This window comes from Anabaena sp. EIM26 (assembly GCF_057568715.1).
On the sequence record NZ_CM172472.1, the window covers coordinates 2,023,506 to 2,043,625 of the forward strand.

General features: G+C 39.3%; 14 protein-coding genes and 1 pseudogene. 10 read left to right on the top strand and 5 right to left on the bottom strand.

Annotated elements, in window-relative coordinates; translation table 11 throughout:
- Positions 1-87 precede the first annotated feature (87 nt).
- On the bottom strand, positions 88-741 hold the full coding sequence (gene lepB, locus AC012T_RS08770) for a signal peptidase I (protein ID WP_015213050.1): 654 nt from the start codon (positions 739-741) through the stop codon (positions 88-90).
- 229 nt (positions 742-970) lie between these two features.
- Between lepB and AC012T_RS08775 the strand changes: the two genes are divergently transcribed.
- Positions 971-2,290: a dihydroorotase gene (locus tag AC012T_RS08775; RefSeq protein WP_487064891.1), complete on the top strand. Its 1,320-nt coding sequence runs from the start codon at positions 971-973 to the stop codon at positions 2,288-2,290.
- Here the strand turns inward: AC012T_RS08775 and tsaE are convergent.
- From tsaE to AC012T_RS08790, 3 genes are read right to left on the bottom strand one after another with little or no spacing between them, the layout of a single operon-like run.
- Positions 2,276-2,731 (bottom strand): tRNA (adenosine(37)-N6)-threonylcarbamoyltransferase complex ATPase subunit type 1 TsaE, encoded by a 456-nt coding sequence (gene tsaE / locus AC012T_RS08780; protein WP_487064893.1) that lies wholly within the window; start codon positions 2,729-2,731, stop codon positions 2,276-2,278. The genes AC012T_RS08775 and tsaE overlap by 15 nt on opposite strands.
- Positions 2,728-2,862 (bottom strand): hypothetical protein, encoded by a 135-nt coding sequence (locus AC012T_RS08785; RefSeq protein ID WP_487064895.1) that lies wholly within the window; start codon positions 2,860-2,862, stop codon positions 2,728-2,730. The genes tsaE and AC012T_RS08785 overlap by 4 nt, the downstream gene beginning before the upstream one ends.
- The gene (locus AC012T_RS08790; protein WP_487064897.1) at positions 2,840-4,213 is read right to left on the bottom strand and encodes a gluconeogenesis factor YvcK family protein; all 1,374 of its coding nucleotides are present in this window, start codon (positions 4,211-4,213) and stop codon (positions 2,840-2,842) included. The genes AC012T_RS08785 and AC012T_RS08790 overlap by 23 nt, the downstream gene beginning before the upstream one ends.
- 269 nt (positions 4,214-4,482) lie before the next feature.
- Between AC012T_RS08790 and ruvC the strand changes: the two genes are divergently transcribed.
- The 5 genes and pseudogenes from ruvC (at position 4,483) to AC012T_RS08815 (ending at position 12,567) form a co-directional block, all read left to right on the top strand.
- Entirely contained in the window at positions 4,483-4,974 is a 492-nt protein-coding gene (gene ruvC / locus AC012T_RS08795) for a crossover junction endodeoxyribonuclease RuvC (RefSeq protein WP_487064899.1), read from the top strand.
- Between the two features lie 180 nt (positions 4,975-5,154).
- Positions 5,155-7,887, top strand: coding sequence for a type I restriction endonuclease subunit R (locus AC012T_RS08800; protein ID WP_487064901.1), 2,733 nt, complete (start codon positions 5,155-5,157; stop codon positions 7,885-7,887).
- Positions 7,888-8,183: 296 nt separating this feature from the next.
- Positions 8,184-8,656 (top strand): annotated as a pseudogene (gene tnpA / locus AC012T_RS08805) (IS200/IS605 family transposase).
- Between the two features lie 149 nt (positions 8,657-8,805).
- Positions 8,806-10,542, top strand: a complete 1,737-nt coding sequence (locus tag AC012T_RS08810; protein WP_487064903.1) for a type I restriction-modification system subunit M — start codon at positions 8,806-8,808, stop codon at positions 10,540-10,542.
- Between the two features lie 669 nt (positions 10,543-11,211).
- On the top strand, positions 11,212-12,567 hold the full coding sequence (locus AC012T_RS08815) for a restriction endonuclease subunit S (protein WP_487064905.1): 1,356 nt from the start codon (positions 11,212-11,214) through the stop codon (positions 12,565-12,567).
- 462 nt (positions 12,568-13,029) lie between these two features.
- Here the strand turns inward: AC012T_RS08815 and AC012T_RS08820 are convergent, their stop codons facing one another.
- Positions 13,030-15,564 carry a CHAT domain-containing protein gene (locus AC012T_RS08820; protein ID WP_487064907.1) on the bottom strand — a complete coding sequence of 845 codons (2,535 nt, stop codon included), beginning with the start codon at positions 15,562-15,564 and terminating at the stop codon, positions 13,030-13,032.
- A gap of 134 nt (positions 15,565-15,698) precedes the next feature.
- Here AC012T_RS08820 and AC012T_RS08825 point away from each other — a divergent pair, with 134 nt between their 5' ends.
- From AC012T_RS08825 to AC012T_RS08840, 4 genes are all read left to right on the top strand, one after another.
- Positions 15,699-16,025: a DUF433 domain-containing protein gene (locus AC012T_RS08825; protein ID WP_487064909.1), complete on the top strand. Its 327-nt coding sequence runs from the start codon at positions 15,699-15,701 to the stop codon at positions 16,023-16,025.
- Between the two features lie 3 nt (positions 16,026-16,028).
- Positions 16,029-16,370: a DUF5615 family PIN-like protein gene (locus tag AC012T_RS08830; RefSeq protein ID WP_487064911.1), complete on the top strand. Its 342-nt coding sequence runs from the start codon at positions 16,029-16,031 to the stop codon at positions 16,368-16,370.
- 116 nt (positions 16,371-16,486) lie between these two features.
- Positions 16,487-17,752, top strand: a complete 1,266-nt coding sequence (locus AC012T_RS08835) for an IS701 family transposase (protein WP_487064913.1) — start codon at positions 16,487-16,489, stop codon at positions 17,750-17,752.
- A 39-nt stretch (positions 17,753-17,791) separates the two neighbouring features.
- The gene (locus tag AC012T_RS08840; RefSeq protein WP_487064915.1) at positions 17,792-20,104 is read left to right on the top strand and encodes a caspase family protein; all 2,313 of its coding nucleotides are present in this window, start codon (positions 17,792-17,794) and stop codon (positions 20,102-20,104) included.
- The last annotated feature ends 16 nt before the right edge of the window (positions 20,105-20,120 follow it).

Genomic DNA, 20,120 nt, shown 5'->3' on the forward strand with positions numbered 1-20,120 from the left:
CAGGAAATTTTGGGATATATATTTTTTAATTTGGAAGTCTCTAATTATTTTCACCGCCATAGCCATAAGCTATAGCGGAATGTAGGTTTAAGGATTGGAAGTGGGATACAAAGGTGACTTGTCTAACGCCCCGATATTATTAAGCGGCCAGAATCTGACTACAGCACGACCAATAATATTTTTTTGAGGAACTAGACCCCAACAACGACCATCATAACTACTACCACGGTTGTCACCTAACACTAAGTATGAATTGGGTGGTATGGTTTCGGGCGTAGCTAAAAAGGGAGGTTGCGGCCCTGATGTGCAAACATCGACAACTGTACGTACAGAAGGGGATAAATATTTATTTTCTTGGAGAGGGTTGTTATTAATATAGACTTTGCCATCCCTAAGTTCTACTTTTTCTCCAGGTAAACCAATTATTCGCTTAATAAAGGCATCCTGGTACTGTTCTTTTTGTAGTTCCTCGGTTGGTGAAAATACTACTATATCTCCCCGTTCAGGAGTAGCAAATTTGTACTTCACCTTATCAACAATAATCTTGTCTGCCTTCCATTGGTCTGGTACACCATGCAGAGTTGGTTCCATTGATCCAGAGGGAATCCAACGTGCTTCAGCGACAAAGGTACGAATTCCTAGAGCAAGAAAGATACTCAAGATAACCGTTTTACCTAGCTCTAAGATCCAGGAGTTATCAGGTTGTTGGCTAGATTTGTTATCAGACACTTGATTTTGCATGAAATTACTTAAATTTTACGGTAAGAAGCAAGTACTTAACTCGTTGGGGGAGACTTTATTTATTATCTTAACTAGGGAAGCGTATTTTCCTCATTAACATGGTATTTGGGGAGCGTGTTTCGTAAAATTTTCGCCGGAGAAAGCATTCAGAATAAAGCCTAAAAAAGTTTACCTTGGAGATAAATTTATCTATTATCAATGAATCTCTATACCTAACGTTGTTAAATCCATGTCATCTCCAAAAAGTTTACTGATTCGCCAAGCACGCCTAATTCTACCCAATGGTGAGTTGATGATTGGGGACGTGCTGACGGCTGGACGGCAAATAGTCGAGGTAGGGACTCAAATTAATCATGCTACATCAACTCAAGAAATTGACGCACAAGGGTTAACTTTGTTGCCTGGGGTAATTGATCCACAGGTACATTTCCGGGAACCGGGACTAGAACACAAGGAAGACTTGTTCACTGCTAGTTGTGCTTGTGCTAAGGGGGGAGTCACCTCCTTTTTAGAAATGCCTAATACAAGGCCTTTGACAATTAGCCAGTCAGCTTTGGACGACAAGTTACGACGTGCTGCCGATAAGTGCTTAGTTAATTATGGCTTTTTTATTGGGGCGACGGCTGATAATTTAGCAGAATTACTTTCGGCGCAGCCGACACCGGGAATTAAGATTTTTATGGGGTCGATGCATGGGCAGTTGCTGGTTGACCAAGAAGGGCTGCTAGAGGCTATTTTTGCCCAAGGAGACCGGTTAATTGCTGTTCATGCTGAAGACCAAGAGAGAATTAAGCAACGCCGTCTGGAGTTTGCTGGGATTGATGATCCTGCTGTTCATTCCCAAATTCAAGATAATCAAGCTGCATTGTTAGCAACCCAATTGGCATTAAAACTTTCTAAAAAATACCACCGACGGTTACATATTCTACATATGTCAACGGCTGAGGAGGCAGAGTTGCTGCGTGAGGATAAACCAAGTTGGGTAACGGCGGAGGTGACACCACAACATTTGTTGTTAAATACCAGTGCTTATGAAACTATTGGGAGTTTAGCGCAGATGAATCCACCATTGCGATCGCCCCACGATAATGAAATACTGTGGCAAGCTTTACGTGATGGCATCATTGACTTTATCGCTACCGACCACGCACCACACACCTTAGAAGAAAAAGCTCAACCTTACCCCAATACCCCTTCAGGAATGCCTGGTGTAGAAACTTCCCTACCTTTAATGTTAACGGCTGCTATGGCAGGAAAATGTACTGTTGCCCAAGTCGCTAATTGGATGTCTAAGGCTGTAGCTGTGGCTTATGGTATTCCTAATAAGGGAGAAATTACCCCTGGTTACGATGCTGATTTAGTGTTGGTAGATTTAAACAACTACCGTGAAGTTAAACGTGAAGAAGTTTTAAGCAAGTGCGGTTGGAATTCCTTTGAAGGTTGGAACCTGACAGGTTGGCCTGTCACAACAATTGTCGGCGGTGAGATTGTCTATGACAAAGGCCAGGTAAATACGGAAATTCGCGGGCAAGCTTTAACATTCTTGTAAACAATTTAACGTACAGTTTACAGGAGTAATTTCTGCTTGACGAGTGCCATTTTCACCATAGGTTAAAGATACTTTTAAATAACTATCTGGTAGATATGGCATTCGTTCAGCCCATTCAATAGCGACAATTCCCGGTATAACTTCCATCCCTTCCCAGTAACTTTCTAAATTCAAGCCTGTCACTTCTTGAGGTTCTAGACGATACAAATCGAGATGGTAAAGGGGAATGCGCCCTTCAATGTATTCGTTAATCAGAGTGAAAGTAGGACTGACAATAGATTCAGTTATTCCTAAACCCTTACCAATACCCTGGACTAAGGTAGTTTTACCTGCACCTAAATCACCTTCTAGTAAAATGACACTCCCAGCAGTCAGGTTTTCTCCCAGGGTAATACCTAATCTCTGTGTTGCCTCTGTATCAGAAAGGAAAATTTTAGTCATTGGTAATTGGTAATTGGTGATTCTTCTTCTGCTTCCTGAACTCCTGACTCCTGACTCCTGACTCCTGACTCCGAACTCCGAACTCCGAACTCCGAACTCCTGCCCCCATCACTTTCCGTGATGCGCCCCACTGTACCATTTCAGTAAAACCTTAGCTAGTTTTTGCGGGTCGTGGCGAACTGCACCATTTTCATCTTCATAGATGATATTAGCGGGGATAATACGCCGACCTAATTGGCTGATAACTTCACGATCTAAGAAAACCGGATGAGAATTTTGTTGGGCATAGCGGATAAGTGCTTGGGCGGAAGGTGTTTTTTTATGTACTAATACGGCATCAAAAAGCCTTCTGTTACCGCAAGCGGCATCTATTGCTTGAATGTGTTCGCCAACTGTGTAACTGTCAGTTTCTCCTGGCTGGGTCATGATATTGCAAATATAGATGCGGGGAACATTTTTGGAAGCGATCGCATCCGCAATTTCTGGAACTAACATATTCGGTATTAAGCTAGTATAAAGACTACCCGGCCCAATAATAATATAATCAGCATCTTTAATCGCCTTAATTGCTGCGGGTAAGGCTGGTGGATTTTCAGGAATACAGCCAATTCTGACAATTTTTCCCCCAGCTTTGGGAATGCTAGACTCCCCCTCAATCCGGCGGCCATCTGTCAATTCTGCCCAGAGACGCACATCACTGAGGGTTGCAGGTAAAACTTGTCCTCTCACTGCTAATACTTTGGAACTAGCCGCAACAGCCTGTTCCAAATCTCCAGTAATATCAGTCATGGCAGTTAAAAACAAATTGCCAAAACTATGACCTGTCAAACCATCCCCAGCCCGAAACCGATATTGAAATAATTCTGTTAATAACTTTTCCTCATCTGCTAGTGCGGCCAAGCAGTTGCGAATATCCCCAGGAGGTAAAACACCAAATTCTTGGCGCAACCTGCCAGAAGAACCACCATCATCAGCTACGGTAACAATGGCAGTAATATTAGCACTATAGGTTTTTAAGCCTCTGAGTAAAGTAGAAAGTCCAGTCCCACCACCAACTACCACAATTTTGGGACCCCGGTACAAGCGACGATGGGCTAACAGCACATCTATCAGTTCTTCGTCATCACCTTGTGGTCTTAAAACTTCAGTAATTGAACCCACTGTGCGGGATTGTCCCCACAACACCAATAGCACACCGAATAGTAAAACCAAGGGACCGCTGATGTAATTGGGTAAAATATTGGCGAGGAATCCCAGAAAACCCCTCAGCAATTCTATCCCCCAAAAAATGGGGGTTAGCTTAATCCAAATAGCCAACCCCAAACTAGCCAAGAAAACACCCCCAATACTGATTAAAAACCAGCGTTTCACCGATATTCCAGGGGATAGCCACTTAAACCACTGGTTAACCCGATGGGAAGTGCGGCTGTGGGACTGTAGTTGTAGGGCATTGAGGGCTTGTCTGAGAAAACCGATTGACATACCTAATAGGGAACAGTGGTACAAACAATGTTTAACAGAAAATGTACACTACCTGGTTTCAAGACCAAGGGTGGAACCATGATATTTTTCAATTCCTTTATATTTGGAGTCGATCTTTAAAGTTGTTAATATTACCTGTCGTATCAGTTTGAGATTTTCTATGTGAGCTTGGTAATTCAGTCTATGGGGATGTTTCATAAGATGGGAAACATTTTCATCAGTAATTATTTTGTATGTAAAGACACCCTGTATTTGTGAAAATGAATTTTATGGAAAAGCGAATTTTAGGATTAGATCCAGGACTAGCAACTTTAGGGTTTGGGGCAATTACTTGGCAACAAAGTCAAGGTAAAGTACAAGATACGACAGTAAAGATGATCGATTTTGGTGTGATTCGCACTTTTTCTAATACTGAAATGACACAGCGGCTATGTATTTTATATGACGATTTACACACCCTGATGAAGGAGTTGCAGCCAGATTTGGTGGCAATTGAAAAATTATTCTTCTATCGTATGTCAAGTACTATTGTTGTTGCACAGGCCAGAGGCGTACTTATGTTGGTTTTGGGACAGTGCAAGCTTCCTTATGTAGAATTTACCCCTGGACAAATTAAGCAAGCTTTAACAAATTATGGTAATGCAGATAAGGCAGAAGTCCAAGATGCTGTAGCGCGAGAGTTGGATTTAGATGAAATTCCCAAGCCTGATGATGCAGCAGATGCTTTAGCGGTGGCGTTAACTGCTTCGTTTCAGTTGTGAGATGTATAAAGAGAATAAAAATTACTAGTCCGGTTAAGGAGAACACCCACAGAATTGGTTATGATTTGTTACATTACCCTAGTGGTCTGTCAAGCTAAAAAGCATACTAGACTATTACAGTAGAGTAATTTGAAAGCACAGTAATACTCTGCAAAGCGGAATGTAATAAAGGATGCTGTAATGTCAGCGAACGAAGCCAACACTAGGAAACAATTTATTGACCCTGCTTTAACCCTAGCAGGATGGAACATCAAAAACCCTAACCAAGTGGGGTTAGAAATTCCTGTTGATGGCTATAATGCTGAACCTTGGAATGGAGTTACTGATTATTGCTTGTACCAACCCAATGGGGAAGTTATTGCAGTGGTGGAAGCAAAACGCCAAAGCAGTGATCCTCAAATTGCCCAAACCCAGGTAGAATACTACGTTAAAGAAATAGAAAAGCATCAAAGTTTCCGCCCTTTTGCGTTTATGACTAATGGGGAGGAAACTTATTTTTGGGATGTGGGAAATTCTGCAAAACGTCAAGTAGCTGGCTTTTTTTCGCCATCAGATTTAGAAAATTTACTATATATTCGTCAAAATCAAATTGCGTTAAGTTCATTACCAATTAATACCCAAATTGCCGGCAGAGATTATCAACAGGAAGCTATTCGTCGGGTTTGTGAAGCATTTGATGAAGGAAAACGCCGCACTTTGTTGGTAATGGCTACGGGAACAGGGAAAACCCGCACTGCAATGGCAATTATTGACTTATTTTTAAAAGCTAATCAAAGTCGGAAAATCTTATTTGTTGCTGATAGGGATAATTTAGTCAAACAAGCTTTGGAAGATGGTTTTATGGAACATATACCCCATGAACCATGCGATCGCATTTTCAGCTACAACATAGATAAAACTAAACGGCTGTATGTTGTTGTGGAAAAGACTTTGAGGAATTCCTATAAAAAATTTAGTCCGGCTTTTTTTGATTTAATTATTTTTGATGAAGCACATCGTTCTATTTTCAATCTCTTTCAAGAGGTAATGGAATATTTTGATGGGCGGATGATTGGCTTAACAGCTACACCCGCAGGTTTTATTGATAGGAATACTTTTAATACTTTTCATTGTTTTGATGGGATTCCTACTTTTCTCTACACCTATAAACAAGCAATTGAAGAGAAAAATTTAGTTGATTTTAGTCTTTATCAAGCACAAACTAAATTTCAAAGTGAAGGTATTCAAGGTGCTAAACTTTCAGAAGAAGAACAGAATATATTGATAGCACAAGGACATGATCCAGATGATATTGATTTTTCAGGTACAGATTTAGAAAAAAAGGTTAGTAATAAAGACACTCTCCGCAAGCAGTGGGAAGAAATCATGGAAGTTTGCCATAAGGATGAATCAGGGCAACTACCAGCGAAAACAATTGTATTTGCATTGACTCAAGAACACGCTTTACGGCTATGTGAAACTTTTGAAGAAATGTATCCACAATATTCTGATTTAGTGCGAGTAATTACCCACAAAACAGAATACAAAGGCAAGCTAACAGGGAATTTCAAAAAAGATGATATGCCCCGCATTGCTATTTCTGTGGATATGCTAGATACCGGAATAGATGTACCAGAAATCATGAATTTGGTGTTTATGAAACCCGTGCAATCACAGATTAAACTTTGGCAAATGATTGGACGGGGAACACGCAATCAAAAGGCTTGTAAAAAGTTGGAATGGTTGCCAAATCGGACAAAGCAGGAATTTTTAATTATTGATTTTTGGGAAAATGAATTTGCAGCTAAAGCACAAACAGAAGTAGCCCAAACTATTCCGGTACTTCAACGCATTTTTAACACTCGTCTGGATTTGCTGGAGTTATATTTACATGACCAAGAATCACCCGATTGTCAAGCGGTAATTGTAAGTTTACGTGAACAAATAACCCAAATTCCTACAGATTCATTTACTGTCAAAAAGAAGATGTTGGATATTGCAGAAGCTTGGACAGATTTATTTTGGAATTACATTACTAAAGATAAATTGAAGTCATTACGGTTTAAAGTTGCTCCTCTTTTGCGATTTGTGCCAGGTGTAGAGATAGCAGCAGCAACTTTTACAAGTAAAATTGAGCGATTAAAGTTAGAAATTCAAACGGAAGGGGCAAAACCGGATACTGTACAATCTATTGCTGAAGATGTGAGTCGTCTACCTGATTTTGTTCATCAAGATAAACGAAAACAAAATGCAATTAAGTTGTGTTTATCTTCACGTTTGAAAGATGCAACAGTGAAAGAATTGAATCAGGTAATAGAGGCTTTATCTGAAGAAATGAAAAATCGCCGACAACGCCATAGTATTTTTTTAGAGTTAGATTTAGCTGATTTTGTGGCTACTCGCGGTTTTATTACTGTGGGTGAAGGTGGTGAACAAGTTTATGTGGAGGAATATAAAAAACGAGTTGAGGAGAAAATAAATGTAATTGTAGATGATCATCCTACTATTAAGGCTATTCAGGAAGGTGAAGCGGTTACAGATTGGCAATTAATTGAGTTAGAGAGGACTTTACGCCAAGGTTTAGGAGGTGGTAATATTCAGCTTTCTGAGTCTAATATTCGCAAGGCTTACGGGTTAAAGGCTAATAGTTTGTTGGCGTTTTTGCGGCATTTATTAGATTTGGATGCCATACCTGATTATGATGAGGTGGTGAAGCGTCAATTTGAGGATTTTATTGCCAAACATCAATATAATGCTAATCAGATTAATTTTTTAAGGGCTGTGCAGAGTGTGTTTTTACAAAAGCGGAGGTTAGAGGTAGCTGATTTGTATGAGGGGGCTTTGGCTAGGTTTGGGAAAAATGCCGTTGATAGGTTTTTTTCTGATGATGAGGTGGATGATTTGTTGGCGTTTACGGAATTGTTGGCGGCTTAAATTGTGATTTGTTTATTTATCTATTGATTGAGTTAGATTTAATAGCCAGGGAATAAATTCCCTGTCTAATACCTAAAGTCGGTTAAAACCGACTAAATTGGGTTTTTATGTTATTATTTTGTTGATTTTTGGGTAATAATAGAAATTTTATTTTTAATTTAATTCAATTGTTTGGTAATATAATCTGAGTCCGTTTCAACGGACTTGAGCTTTGAGACAGGGAATTTATTCCCTGGCTGAATTGACTGGAATTGCTGGATAATTACACATTTATTAGTATTGTTTTAAAATTCATTATGGCTTTGTGGCGGTTGTATTATCATATTGTTTGGGCTACGAAAAAACGCGAGCCTTTAATTACTAATGATATAGAGGAAAAATTTTATGGTTATTTAATTGGGAAGGCGGATCATTTAGGTTGTATAATTCATGCTATTGGTGGAATTGAAGACCATATTCATTTTGTGGTTTCTATCCCTCCCAAATTGTCTATTGCTGAATTTGTTAAAACCTTAAAAGGTAGTAGTGCCTATCATTATAATCATACTTTAGGTAAAACACAACAATTTGCTTGGCAGGAAGGATATGGAGTTTTTTCTTTAGGAGGTAAACAATTACAAGAAGCTATTGATTATGTAGATAATCAAAAAATACATCATCTAAATAAAACGACAATTCCATTATTAGAACAAGAAACAGATTTAGATAAACCACCGGAAAATAAAAAACTAAACTAACAATAATACCAGGAAATAAATTTCCTGGCTAAAAGCTAAAATCCGTTAAAACGGATTAAATTTAAAAAATTAGTCGGTTAAAACCGACTTTAGCTATCAGACGGGGAATTTATTCCCCGGCTAAATGAATGGCTGGCTAAATGAATGAATGGCTAAATTGAATCAAAAACGCTAATTAAAAATGCTAACCGACCCGAACCTAAAATCAAAAGTAGACCTCCTGTGGGATAAACTCTGGACAGGAGGCTTATCCAACCCAATGGATGCTATCGAACAATTCTCATTTCTCCTCTTCTTGAAACGGTTAGACGAAGCCGAAGATTTAAACGAACGTCAAGCCAAACGCCGCAAAGAAGATTATCAGCCCAAAATTCCCGCAGAAATGCGTTGGCGAAATTGGACACAGATGAAAGCTGAGGATGCTTTAAATCATCTTAAAAATAAGGTTTTCCCCTGGTTGAAAGAAATGGGTAATTCTGACAACGAGGAAGAAAAAGAGAAAGAAACCGATAAAAATCAAAGTTCCTTTAGTGAGTATATGCAAACTGCGGAATTTAAAATTAATAAACCCAGTTTGTTAATTGAGGCTTGTAAATCCATTGATGAAATGAAAATCTCTGAACAAAATCAAGATGTTCAGGGTGATTTATATGAGTATTTATTAAATAAATTAAGTATCGCTGGACGCAATGGCCAGTTTAGAACACCCCGTCATATTATCCGCATGATGGTGGAAATGGTAGAACCTAAACCTACTGATAGAATTGGTGATTTAGCTGCGGGTACTTGTGGTTTTCCGGTTAATGCTTATCAGTATATTTTAGAAAAATACACCAGTCCAGAAATATTATTTGATGAAAAAGGTAATAAACATTTAGTTGGTGATTTACTCACACCTGAAGAATCGGAATTTCTGCAAACAGAGGCATTTACAGCTTATGATAATGATTCGGGAATGACGATGTTACGCATCGGTTCTATGAATTTCATACTGCATGGTATTGAACAGCCTCGGTTTTTTGCTAGAGATACTCTTTCTAAAAGGTTTGATGATGAAAATACCCTCGATTTAGTATTAATGAATCCACCTTTTAAGGGTGCGGTTGATGCGGGGGATGTACATCCAAAATTGGCAGGTTTAAGCAAAAAATCCGAGTTGTTATTTCTGCATTTGATTTTGCGGGTTTTAGATATGGGGGGGAGATGTGCGGTTATTGTCCCAGACGGGGTGCTGTTTGGTTCTAGTAAAGCGCACGTGGAGATTCGCAAAAAGATTATAGAAGAAAATCGCTTGGATGGGGTAGTTTCTATGCCTAGCGGGGTGTTTAAGCCTTATGCGGGGGTGTCTACGGCGGTGTTGCTGTTTACTCGTGGGGGAACAACTGACCGCGTTTGGTTCTATGATATGGAGCATGATGGCTTTTCTCTGGATGATAAGCGTCAACCTGTGACTGAAAACGATATTCCTGATATTTTGGATTGTTGGAAAAATCGGTTTAATGCTGATGTTACTAAACAAAATGAGGAACGTTTAGCGGAATTGAAAAAGCAAATTGCACCTTTAAAAGCGGAACGTTTGTTATTACATAAGGAAATTAACCGCTTAACTTTTGAAAATGCTATTGCACCGGCTGATGATGAAGCAACTCGTCAGGCTTTGGAAACGGATAAACAAAAGTTGGCGTTATTACATGAAAAAATCTCACCGTTGCAAAATGAAATTAATCGCCTGAATCGTCAATTTTGGGTTACAAAGGCGCAGATAAAAGGGAATAAATATGATTTATCTGCTAGTCGTTATCGTCAGGTGGAACAGGATGAGGTTTTTTATGATGTTCCCCAGGTGACGTTAGAAAGGTTGTTAAAATTGGAGGATGTTATGGGCGCTGAGGTGCGAGAATTGGAGAGGTTGTTATAGATTTATTCAGATGTATTCATTGTCAAAAATATTGGGAGATAAATGCCAATAAATGCTAATCAATGCCAGGGAATAAATGTCAATCAATGCTAATCAATGCCAATCAATGCCAGGGAATAAATGTCAATCAATGCTAATCAATGCCAATCAATGCCAGGGAATAAATATCAATCAATGTCAATCAATGCCAATCAATGCCAGGGAATAAATGTCAATCAATGCTAATCAATGCCAATCAATGCCAGGGAATAAATGTCAATCAATGCTAATCAATGCCAATCAATGCCAGGGAATAAATGTCAATCAATGCTAATCAATGCCAATCAATGCCAGGGAATAAATGTCAATCAATGCTAATCAATGCCAATCAATGCCAGGGAATAAATTCCCTGTCTCATAGCTGAAGTCGGTTGAAACCGACTGAATATAATTTGGATGTTGATTTGATTGTTTTTTTGGGGAATAATGGCAATTTTATTTTGCAATTAAACCCGATTTTTTGGTAATCTCATTCTAGTCCGTTTTAACGGACTTGAGCTTTTAGACAGGGAATTTATTCCCTGGCATTATTGATGGTAGATGGTAAGATTTTTGATGATGTGCAACAAGTGACTCATCATATTTTATAGCAGTAAAATTAGAAAAATTACAAATTTTTATCCAAATAAGATGGCTATCAAATCGAATAACTCACAACTACCATTAGGCTGGAAATGGAAAAAACTAGCAGAAATTACAAATATATTTGACTGTAAACATTATACGCCTACTTATGTTCCTGAAGGTATTCCTTTAATTAAAACAAATGACTTAGTGCCTGGATTTTTTATTTTTGGCACAACAGTTTATGTTTCCCGTGAAGAATACGAAAATCTTACTGATATAAATAAACCAGCACAAGGAGATATTGTTTTTGCCAGAGAAGGTTCATTTGGGGTTGCATCTTATATTAAAGATAACCGAGAGTATGCAATTGGTCAGAGAACAATGATCATAAGGTGTGATCTCAGTAAAATTAATCCAATTTATTTAACAGCTTATATTAATTCTCCTCTTTGTCAAGAAGAACTTTTAAAAGTTTCGATGGGAACAACAGTTAAGAGAGTCAATGTTACTGATGTCAAGGAGTTACAAATAGCAGTTCCACCATTACCAGAACAAAAGCGAATTGCAGCAATATTGGAAAAATGCGATCGCTTGCGTCGAACCCGTCGCTACTCCCTACAACTTAGCGAAACCTTCCTCCAATCCGTCTTTCTGGAAATGTTTGGTAATTTAGAAACAAATTCTAAAGACTGGAACTTGATTCCTTTTGATGATGTATGTACCATTGATGCAGAAATGGTAGATCCTAAACTGCCAGAATTTTGTAACCTTTTACATATTGGTGCTGCAAATATAGAATCTATTACCGGGAACATTTTAAATTTACAAACAGTCGGGCAAGAAAAACTTATTAGTAGTAAATTCTTAATTAACCCTGAACATATACTTTTTTCAAAAATTCGACCAAAGTTGAGAAAAGTTGCATTTCCTCAAATACATGGTCTTTGTAGTGCTGATGTATATCCAATTAGAATTAAGTCTTTTTCCTGTAATCAATATTTTCTATTACATTTTTTTAGAAGTAACTATTTTTCTAATTTAGTATCAGAATTAGCTGAATCTAGAACAAATATTCCTAAAATAAACCGAGAAGAATTCTCAGAACAATCTATACCTCTTCCTCCTCTCCCCCTACAAGAAAAATTTGCCCAAATAGTCCAAAAATTTGAACGCTTTCGCAGCCAACAACGAGAAGCAGAACGCCAAGCAGAACATTTATTTCAAACCCTGCTACATCGAGCCTTTCGTGGAGAACTCACATCCTCAGACTGCAACGATGTAGAAATATCCGCATTATCGGCAGAAAATCACCCACAACAGCCACAACCAAAATCTACAGATAAAGCGGAAAACCTTCCTATCCCAGCCACCCAGCCACAAACAAACGCGCTACAACTAACCTTACCAGGCTTAGAATAACCAGATTAGTAAATGCTAACGAAGAATCATTAAGACTTCTTTGGCATGACCAATCACTTACTCTCAAAGAGATAGGACAGCATTTATGAGTGAGTGTGAAGACGGTGCTGTGTCAAGCGGATAAATTGAAGCTAACTTTCCGTTTGGATTAGTAGAACTGCGATCGCTAATTCTCTAGAACATCCTACCAGTGCCTGGGTGAAAAGACACCTCCAGAGATTGCCATTAACCACAAAGGTTTTATCTGAAGTAGCTGAAAGTAGGGAGGAGTTTGCGGTCAGAAGGGTTAAGTGGACAGCAGATAGATTTCGTCAAGAAAACTTGTATCTTCAAGAGTAGGAGTTGGTACGTCGTGCTGGTTTGCGTCCAGAGATGCGACAGTTACCTGTAGTCAAGGAAGCGATCGCTACTGCTTTAGAAGCTTTAAACTTATTAGTCAGCACGATTTAAGCTTAGGTAAATCTACAAACCATTACCAATCAAGATAAAAGGGGCCCAATAGTAAGGATGACTGAGGTTACGGGAGATGGATTCAGAATTTCTACTTCGTCCCGGCGTATAATTTACACTACTGCGGTTAGTATTACTACTCTGGATCTTACCTTGAATCATGGCGATTTGAGCTTCTCTCAAGGCTTCGGATTTTGTCATCTTCCCAGTAGAGAGATTTTGGTAAAACTGCTGCATTAATTGGCTGGTGCTGGCATCATTAACTAGCCACAGCGAAGCAATCACCGCCTTAGCTCCATTGGTGAGAAAATAGAAACTAATGCCAGACATTTCAATCCCATCAGCATCCACCCCACCTAAAGCTGTTTCACAGGCAGAAAGCACCACTAAATGGGTATCTGTCATGTAGTTTTGGAGAGTTTGAATCTGCTCAACAGTTAATTTGTCACCAGTTCCAGAGAGCAGAAAAGAGTTTTCAGGACGACCAGATTCAAACTTACCGTGAGTGGCAATATGTAACACCTTATTACCAGAAAGATGATCTCGCAAAGTCCGAAAAATAAATTTTTCATTGAGATATTCTGAACCAGGAAAAATGCCTGTGTTTTCTTTCCCCGATTTCTGCACAATATTAGCCAATTCTAGCGGCACATTCGACAAAGCATTGAATCCCGGAAAACCTTTAGAAACACCCATTGCCAAAACTTGGATATCCTGTTTTTTGCTCGGTAAACGGTCTTTCACATCTGTTAAACCGGCATTGAGAATTGTAGAAATTCCATAGCGTTCAATCAGATATTGTTTACCATCAAACAGTGCAGCCATTGGGATGTAGCGAGTGGAACGGTCAAGGGAAAAGACCAAATGACGCACATTTTTATCCTTGATTTCCCCTTCTAGCGGTTTAATCAACCAGTTATAGAGTTCTTGACTAGTGGCTTTTAAATCTTTTTCATCATTTGGGTTAGCTAGTTGGGTTCTAAACTGGGAAACCTTATTCCAGAGTTGTTGTTGGTTAACAGGTGTTTCAAAAGTGCGGAAAACTACGCCTTTTTCCCCTGCCCTTGTTGCTAGTAGAATCCTGATTTTATCTTTTAAAACTAGGGGATAAACCAGAATTGTGTCCGGTTCAGCAGTCACGATTTTAGCGGCAGTATTGCGGACTTGTTCCGGTTCCAGGAGTGCGGGATCTTTGGCTAATCGCTCTTGGAGAGTTTTCCGAAAAGTATTAGTATCTTGATTAAATTTTTTAGTTAATGTATCGAGTTGGTCACGCAGTTGGCTGAGGCTGTTACATTTTTGCTGCTCACATTCGTAAAGCTTCAGTCCAAAGGCGATGAGAGTACCATATTTTTTGAGGATATCTTCTTCAATGCGGGACAAAGCAATTCCAGAAGTTTCACCACCTGCTCTAGCATTGCGAGTAAAATCACGTAATTCTTGAATTTTTAATAGTTCTAGAACTTGTTGGGCTTCTAGTAATCGTCCTTGGGAAATCAGCAAATCAGCTAAACTGCGATAGGTATCTGCTACGGTTTGGGTGTAGGATTCTTGTTGCTCACGAGGTAGCTTGCGTAAGTCCTGACGGATGTTTTCTCGCACATTGACTGATTGCTTGTAGAAGACAATAGCTAATTCAGGTTGCTGCTGTTTTTCTAGTGTTGAGCCAATGTCACTGAGAGTCAGACCCTCCCCTTCACGATCACCGATTTCTCGAAAAATAGCCAAAGACTGCTGATTAAACTCTATTGCCTTTAGATACTGCCCCAGGGAATGGTAAACAACGCCCAGATTACCCAGGGAATTGGCTTCCCCATTGCGGTTTCCTATTTCTCGAAAAATAGTCAAAGACTGCTGATGGAACTCTATTGCCTTTGGGTATTGTCCCAGGGAATTGTAAACAAGTCCCAGATTACCCAGGGAATTGGCTTCTTCATAGCGGTTTCCTATTTCTTGAAAAATAGTCAAAGACTGCTGATGGAACTCTATTGCCTTTGGGTATTGTCCCAGGGAATTGTAAACAAGTCCCAGATTACCCAGGGAATAGGCTTCCCCATTGCGGTTTCCTATTTTTCGTTTAATAGCCAAAGACTGCTGAAAGAACTCTATTGCCTTTGGGTATTCCCCCAGTAAATAGTAAGTAAAGCCTAGATTATTCAGAGAAGCGGCTTCCCCATTGCGGTTTCCTATTTTTCGTCTAATAGCCAAAGATTGCTGATAGAACTCAATTGCCTTTGGGTATTGTCCCAGGTTATGGTAAACAGCACCTAGATTATTCAGAGAATCGGCTTCTCCTTGGCGGTCTTTGAGTTGTTGATAAATGGCTAACGCCTGTTCCCAAGACTTGATAGCCGCTTGGTATTGGCTATGTTGAAGTTGCTGAATTCCTTGTTCTAACAGCTTATCTGCTTCTGTTTTGCGGTCTTGAGTTGTTTGTGCTTGTGCGGTAGTAGAGAGGAGATAACTGGGAATGGGCAACAGGGACGGAATCAACGTCAGCAGCAGAGGTGACGTGAGCCAGCTAACTAATCTGAGTCGCAATGACATTACATTTAATACTAGGGTAATTACTTAAAATTTTGCTTTCAGTATATCGTAAATCTTGAGTAGCTTGAGTTGACGCACTGCAACAGATTAAAATTGTAAATGTAGCCTGACAAGGCATTAGAGGATTGATATCCATGATACTCAAAGAGTTAGAACAACAACTCCTTGCCCTTAAACCTAGTGAAAAAGTCCAGATTATACAGTTACTTGCTCAAAGTCTTGGTAGCAATTGGCAAGGAATTGAGAAAACCCCTAGAGTCTGTGGTGGAGAAGCTTGCATTGCTAATACTCGTATTCCTGTCTGGGTATTAGTAGAAGCTCGACGACTTGGATATAGTGATGTTGACCTTTTAACCAGCTATCCCACCATTTCAGCTACGGATTTAGCTCATGCTTGGGTATATGCAGAAGCTCATGCTGATGAAATCGAATTGGCAATTGAGCGTAATGAGGCAGCATAGTCAATGGCACGTTTTTACGCAGATGAGCAGTTTCCTTTTCCAGTTGTGGAATTATTACGGAATTTAGGGCATGATGTTTTAACAGTTCAAGAAGCAGGAAAAGCAGATCAACGCATACCTGATGATGAAGTATTAGCATTTGCCATCAGTCAAGAACGGGCAATATTAACTATTAATAAATATGATTTTATCCGTTTGCATCGTCGTGATGATGACCACTTTGGAATTGTTGTTTGTAGCAATAATCGTAACTGGGAACAATTTGCAGCAAGAATTAATGACGCTGTAACAGCAGAAGCATCATTACGAAAAAAACTAATTCGTGTGGTACGTCCAGTCACTTAAAAAACTAAAGATTTACCATAAGGATTCTACTTTTCTTAATGGGACTTAGGCAAAAAAAGAGACCAAAAGAGGTTATGATGCAGAGATAGCAAAGCTTTCACATCAAACTAACCCCCATGAAAGAGACAACACCCACAGCCATGCCCCCATGCTTTGAAAAATGGTGTCAAAGGTTTGATGATTTATTTAATCATAAAGCCCAAAAAAGGGAATTTAGACATTATTTAGGGGGGTTATTAGGAGAAAGCGAGCGCAAAAACCTGTTCCAGATGGCAGAAACCGCTGTAGGTGTAAATTACCACAGATTACACCACTTTTTAACAGAAGCTCCTTGGTCTGCGAGCCAGATAAATGAGAGACGCTTGCAGGTAATGAACAAATGTAGTCAGACCAGAATCACTAGGGGTTTCAGCTTGATAATAGATGACTCAGGTCATAGAAAAAGTGGTAATTTTACCGAGGGGGTGGGAAGACAATATATTGGAGAAATTGGCAAGACAGATAATGGAATAGTAGTGGTAACAACTCATTTATATGATGGGAGAAAAAGCCTACCATTAGATATAGAGTTATATCAACACGCTGATTCATTACCCGAAGGGAAACAAGACCCTCTATTTGAGAAAAAAACAGAGATAGCAATTAAGTTAATAGACCAAACTAGAGAGCGAGGATATCAACCAGGAATAGTGATTGTAGATGCGGGATATGGTAACAATACATCATTCCTATTAGAACTAGAAAATCGGAAATTAAAGTATTTAGGAGGAATAGCCAAAAATCGGAAAGTCACAATCGGTGAGCAAGAGAATAAGCAACAAACAATTAGGCTAGATGAGTTGGCAAAGACTTTACCCCAAGAGGCTTTTAGCGAAATTAAACTCAATTTAGATAAGCCCAGAACGGTATGGGTGGCAACTTGTGAAGTAGAATTATCACGTCTAGAGGGAAAGCGAAGTATAGCTATCGTCATGAATGCTAATAATTTCTCCCAAGCCACTGACGTTGACTACTTTATTACCAATGTTTCTGCATCTGTTGTCACTCCAGAATGGATAGTCAACACCTATTCTCAACGTAATTGGGTAGAGGTTTTTTATCGAGAAGCCAAGGGATTTTTAGGCTTGAAAGAATATCAAGTCCGAGATAAAACCAGTCTCATACGACATTTTATCCTGGTCTTTTGTGCCTATACTTTTATTCTTTGGCATCAGTTGACTGGCGGTTTGAGGCGTAGGTGGGCAACTAAACCTTTGAACACTTTTACTGAGGCTTTAGAAGCCTTTAGAACTGCTATTTCTTTTCGTTTTTTTGAATGGTTGACTGTTAATCGTGACGTATTTGCCGCTCATAAAGCCAGTTTTGGCTTTATTTGGGCTTGATTTTTCTTTAAGTCCCGTTAACTGCACAGTATCGAAACTATGCCTATCATCAAGCGTCGTCAGTTTCTCCAATCTATCGGTGCATCCCTCACCATTCTGGGTGTAAATCAACTTGCCATTCATCAAGCTTCCCTTAATTATGGCCAGGTTTTAGCACAGGATACTCGCCGCAAACGCGCCTTACTTGTTGGTATCAACAGCTATCCGGGAAATAATGCCCAAGACTTAGAAAAGTACGGAATATGGTATCAGTTGCGAGGTACGGTGAACGATGTATATCTTCAGCGAGAATTGTTGATACATCGGTTTGGATTTCATCCAGATGATATTCTGATTTTGACTGATGAAAAGGCAACACGCCAAAATATTTTAGAGAAATTTGAGCAACATTTGATTAAATGGGTAAAATCTCCTGATGATGTAGTTGTCTTTCACTATTCAGGACATGGTTCGACTGTAATTGACACAAATAAAGTTTTCGATGATGGGTTTAATGGAACTATCGTTCCTGTTGATGCAGACTTACCTCCAGGTTTTCCAAAAAAAGGTGGAGAAGTTGATGATATTACAGCAGGTACTATCTTTTTATTGCGGGAAGCATTGGGACGCAAAACTAAAAATGTGACTTTCATTCTTGATAGTTGCTATTCTGGTGGTGGAGTGCGGGGAAATTTAATTTTTAGGTCGCGTCCTGGTGATGCAGAAATTCTGAAACTGCGGGGTGAGAACCAAACTACAAGACTCAAATCAAGTGAAGAAGAATTGGAGTATCAGCAACGTTGGCTGACTGATTTAAAATTATCTCAAGCAGAATGGATTCAACTACGCAAAAAAAATATTGTTAATGGTGCCGTTATTTTCGCTGCTGGACGTAATCAGCAAGCGGCTGATGCCACATTTGCTAAAGATGTAAATGCAGGTGTGTTTACATATTCCTTGACTCGTCAGTTGTGGCAACAAACGAGTAATCAGGGCATGGGTAAAGTTGTTATAGCTGCGGCTGGGAAAACTGAGCAGTTTCTGCAAAGTATGGCAAATTCTCGCCGACAAAATCCAGATTTTGAAGTAAAAACTGGTAGTAACGATGAACAACAACCGATGTATTTTACTCCTATGCAGAAATTAGCCGCAGAAGCGGTGATTACGGAAGTTAAAGGAAATGCTGTGAAGTTACTTTTAACTGGTGCAGAACCACAAGTTTTAGAAGCTTTAGGTAAAGGGGCAATCTTTAATATTGTAGATAATCAAGGGCAACTGCAAGGAACTGTAAAAATTGAGTCACGATCTAGCCTGAATGCCACGGGATTACTACAAACTAAGTCAGGTGTCAAAATTGCTCCTGGAGCGGTGTTGCAAGAACAAATTCGGGCAATTCCTGCTGATTTAAAATTACGGATTGGCTTAGATAAATCAGTGGATACAGAAGCAGCAAAACAGGCATTACAATCAATTCCCCGCATTGAAGTAGTGACGTTGTTAGAGCAGGAAGTACATTATATTTTGGGACGAATGCTGCCAGCTTATCGTCAAGATTTGGAAACCAGAAAATTTGCAGATTTACCAGATGTAAATAGTGTGGGTTTATTCTCGGTTGGGTTTGAACCAATTCCTGGTTCATTTGGAGTGAGAGATGAAACTATTGAAGATGCAGTAAATCGCCTCCAGACAAAGTTTAAACTATTGCTGGCGGCTCGATTGATGAAAATGACCCTGAATACCAATTCATCTCGGTTAAACGTGACGGCTAGGTTGACAGTTGCAGATAATCAAGCTTTGTTAGCAGAGTCTTTTACTGTGCGTGGGGATAAAAGTTCATCTACAAAAAATCTGCAAATTATCAGTTCTGAAAATGGTTCTCTGGCTCAAATTGAGATTAACAAACCCGTACAAATAGCTGTTGAAAATCAAGAAAATCGTGATTTACATATTGGTGTATTAATCTTTAGTCCAGATGGGGATATTGATATTTTGTTTCCTTTGAGTGATGGTAAAGATGCTGCACTTGTTCCAGCAGGGCAGACAATTCAAATCCCAAGTGAAGCAGAAATGAAAACCGGAGGAAAGCTGTCTTTTGTTAAACCTTTGGGGATTGTAGAGGTGTTGATTGTGGCGAGTACAGCACCAATTCACAAAGCATTGAAACCATTACAGACATTGGTAATGGAACAAAGGAGCGAAAAAAGAAGTAGTGGTCAGGTGGCTGAGAAAGCAGAAGAAGCAATAGCTAGTTTATTAGATGACCTGGCTGAAGGGAGACGCGGTGAAACAGAAACAAATATTCGCCTTTTTGATACTCAACAGATGGCAGCTTTATCAATTACGTTTGAAATTGTTGACCAAAAAGTAATTTAAAAGTAGCGCTTCTAAA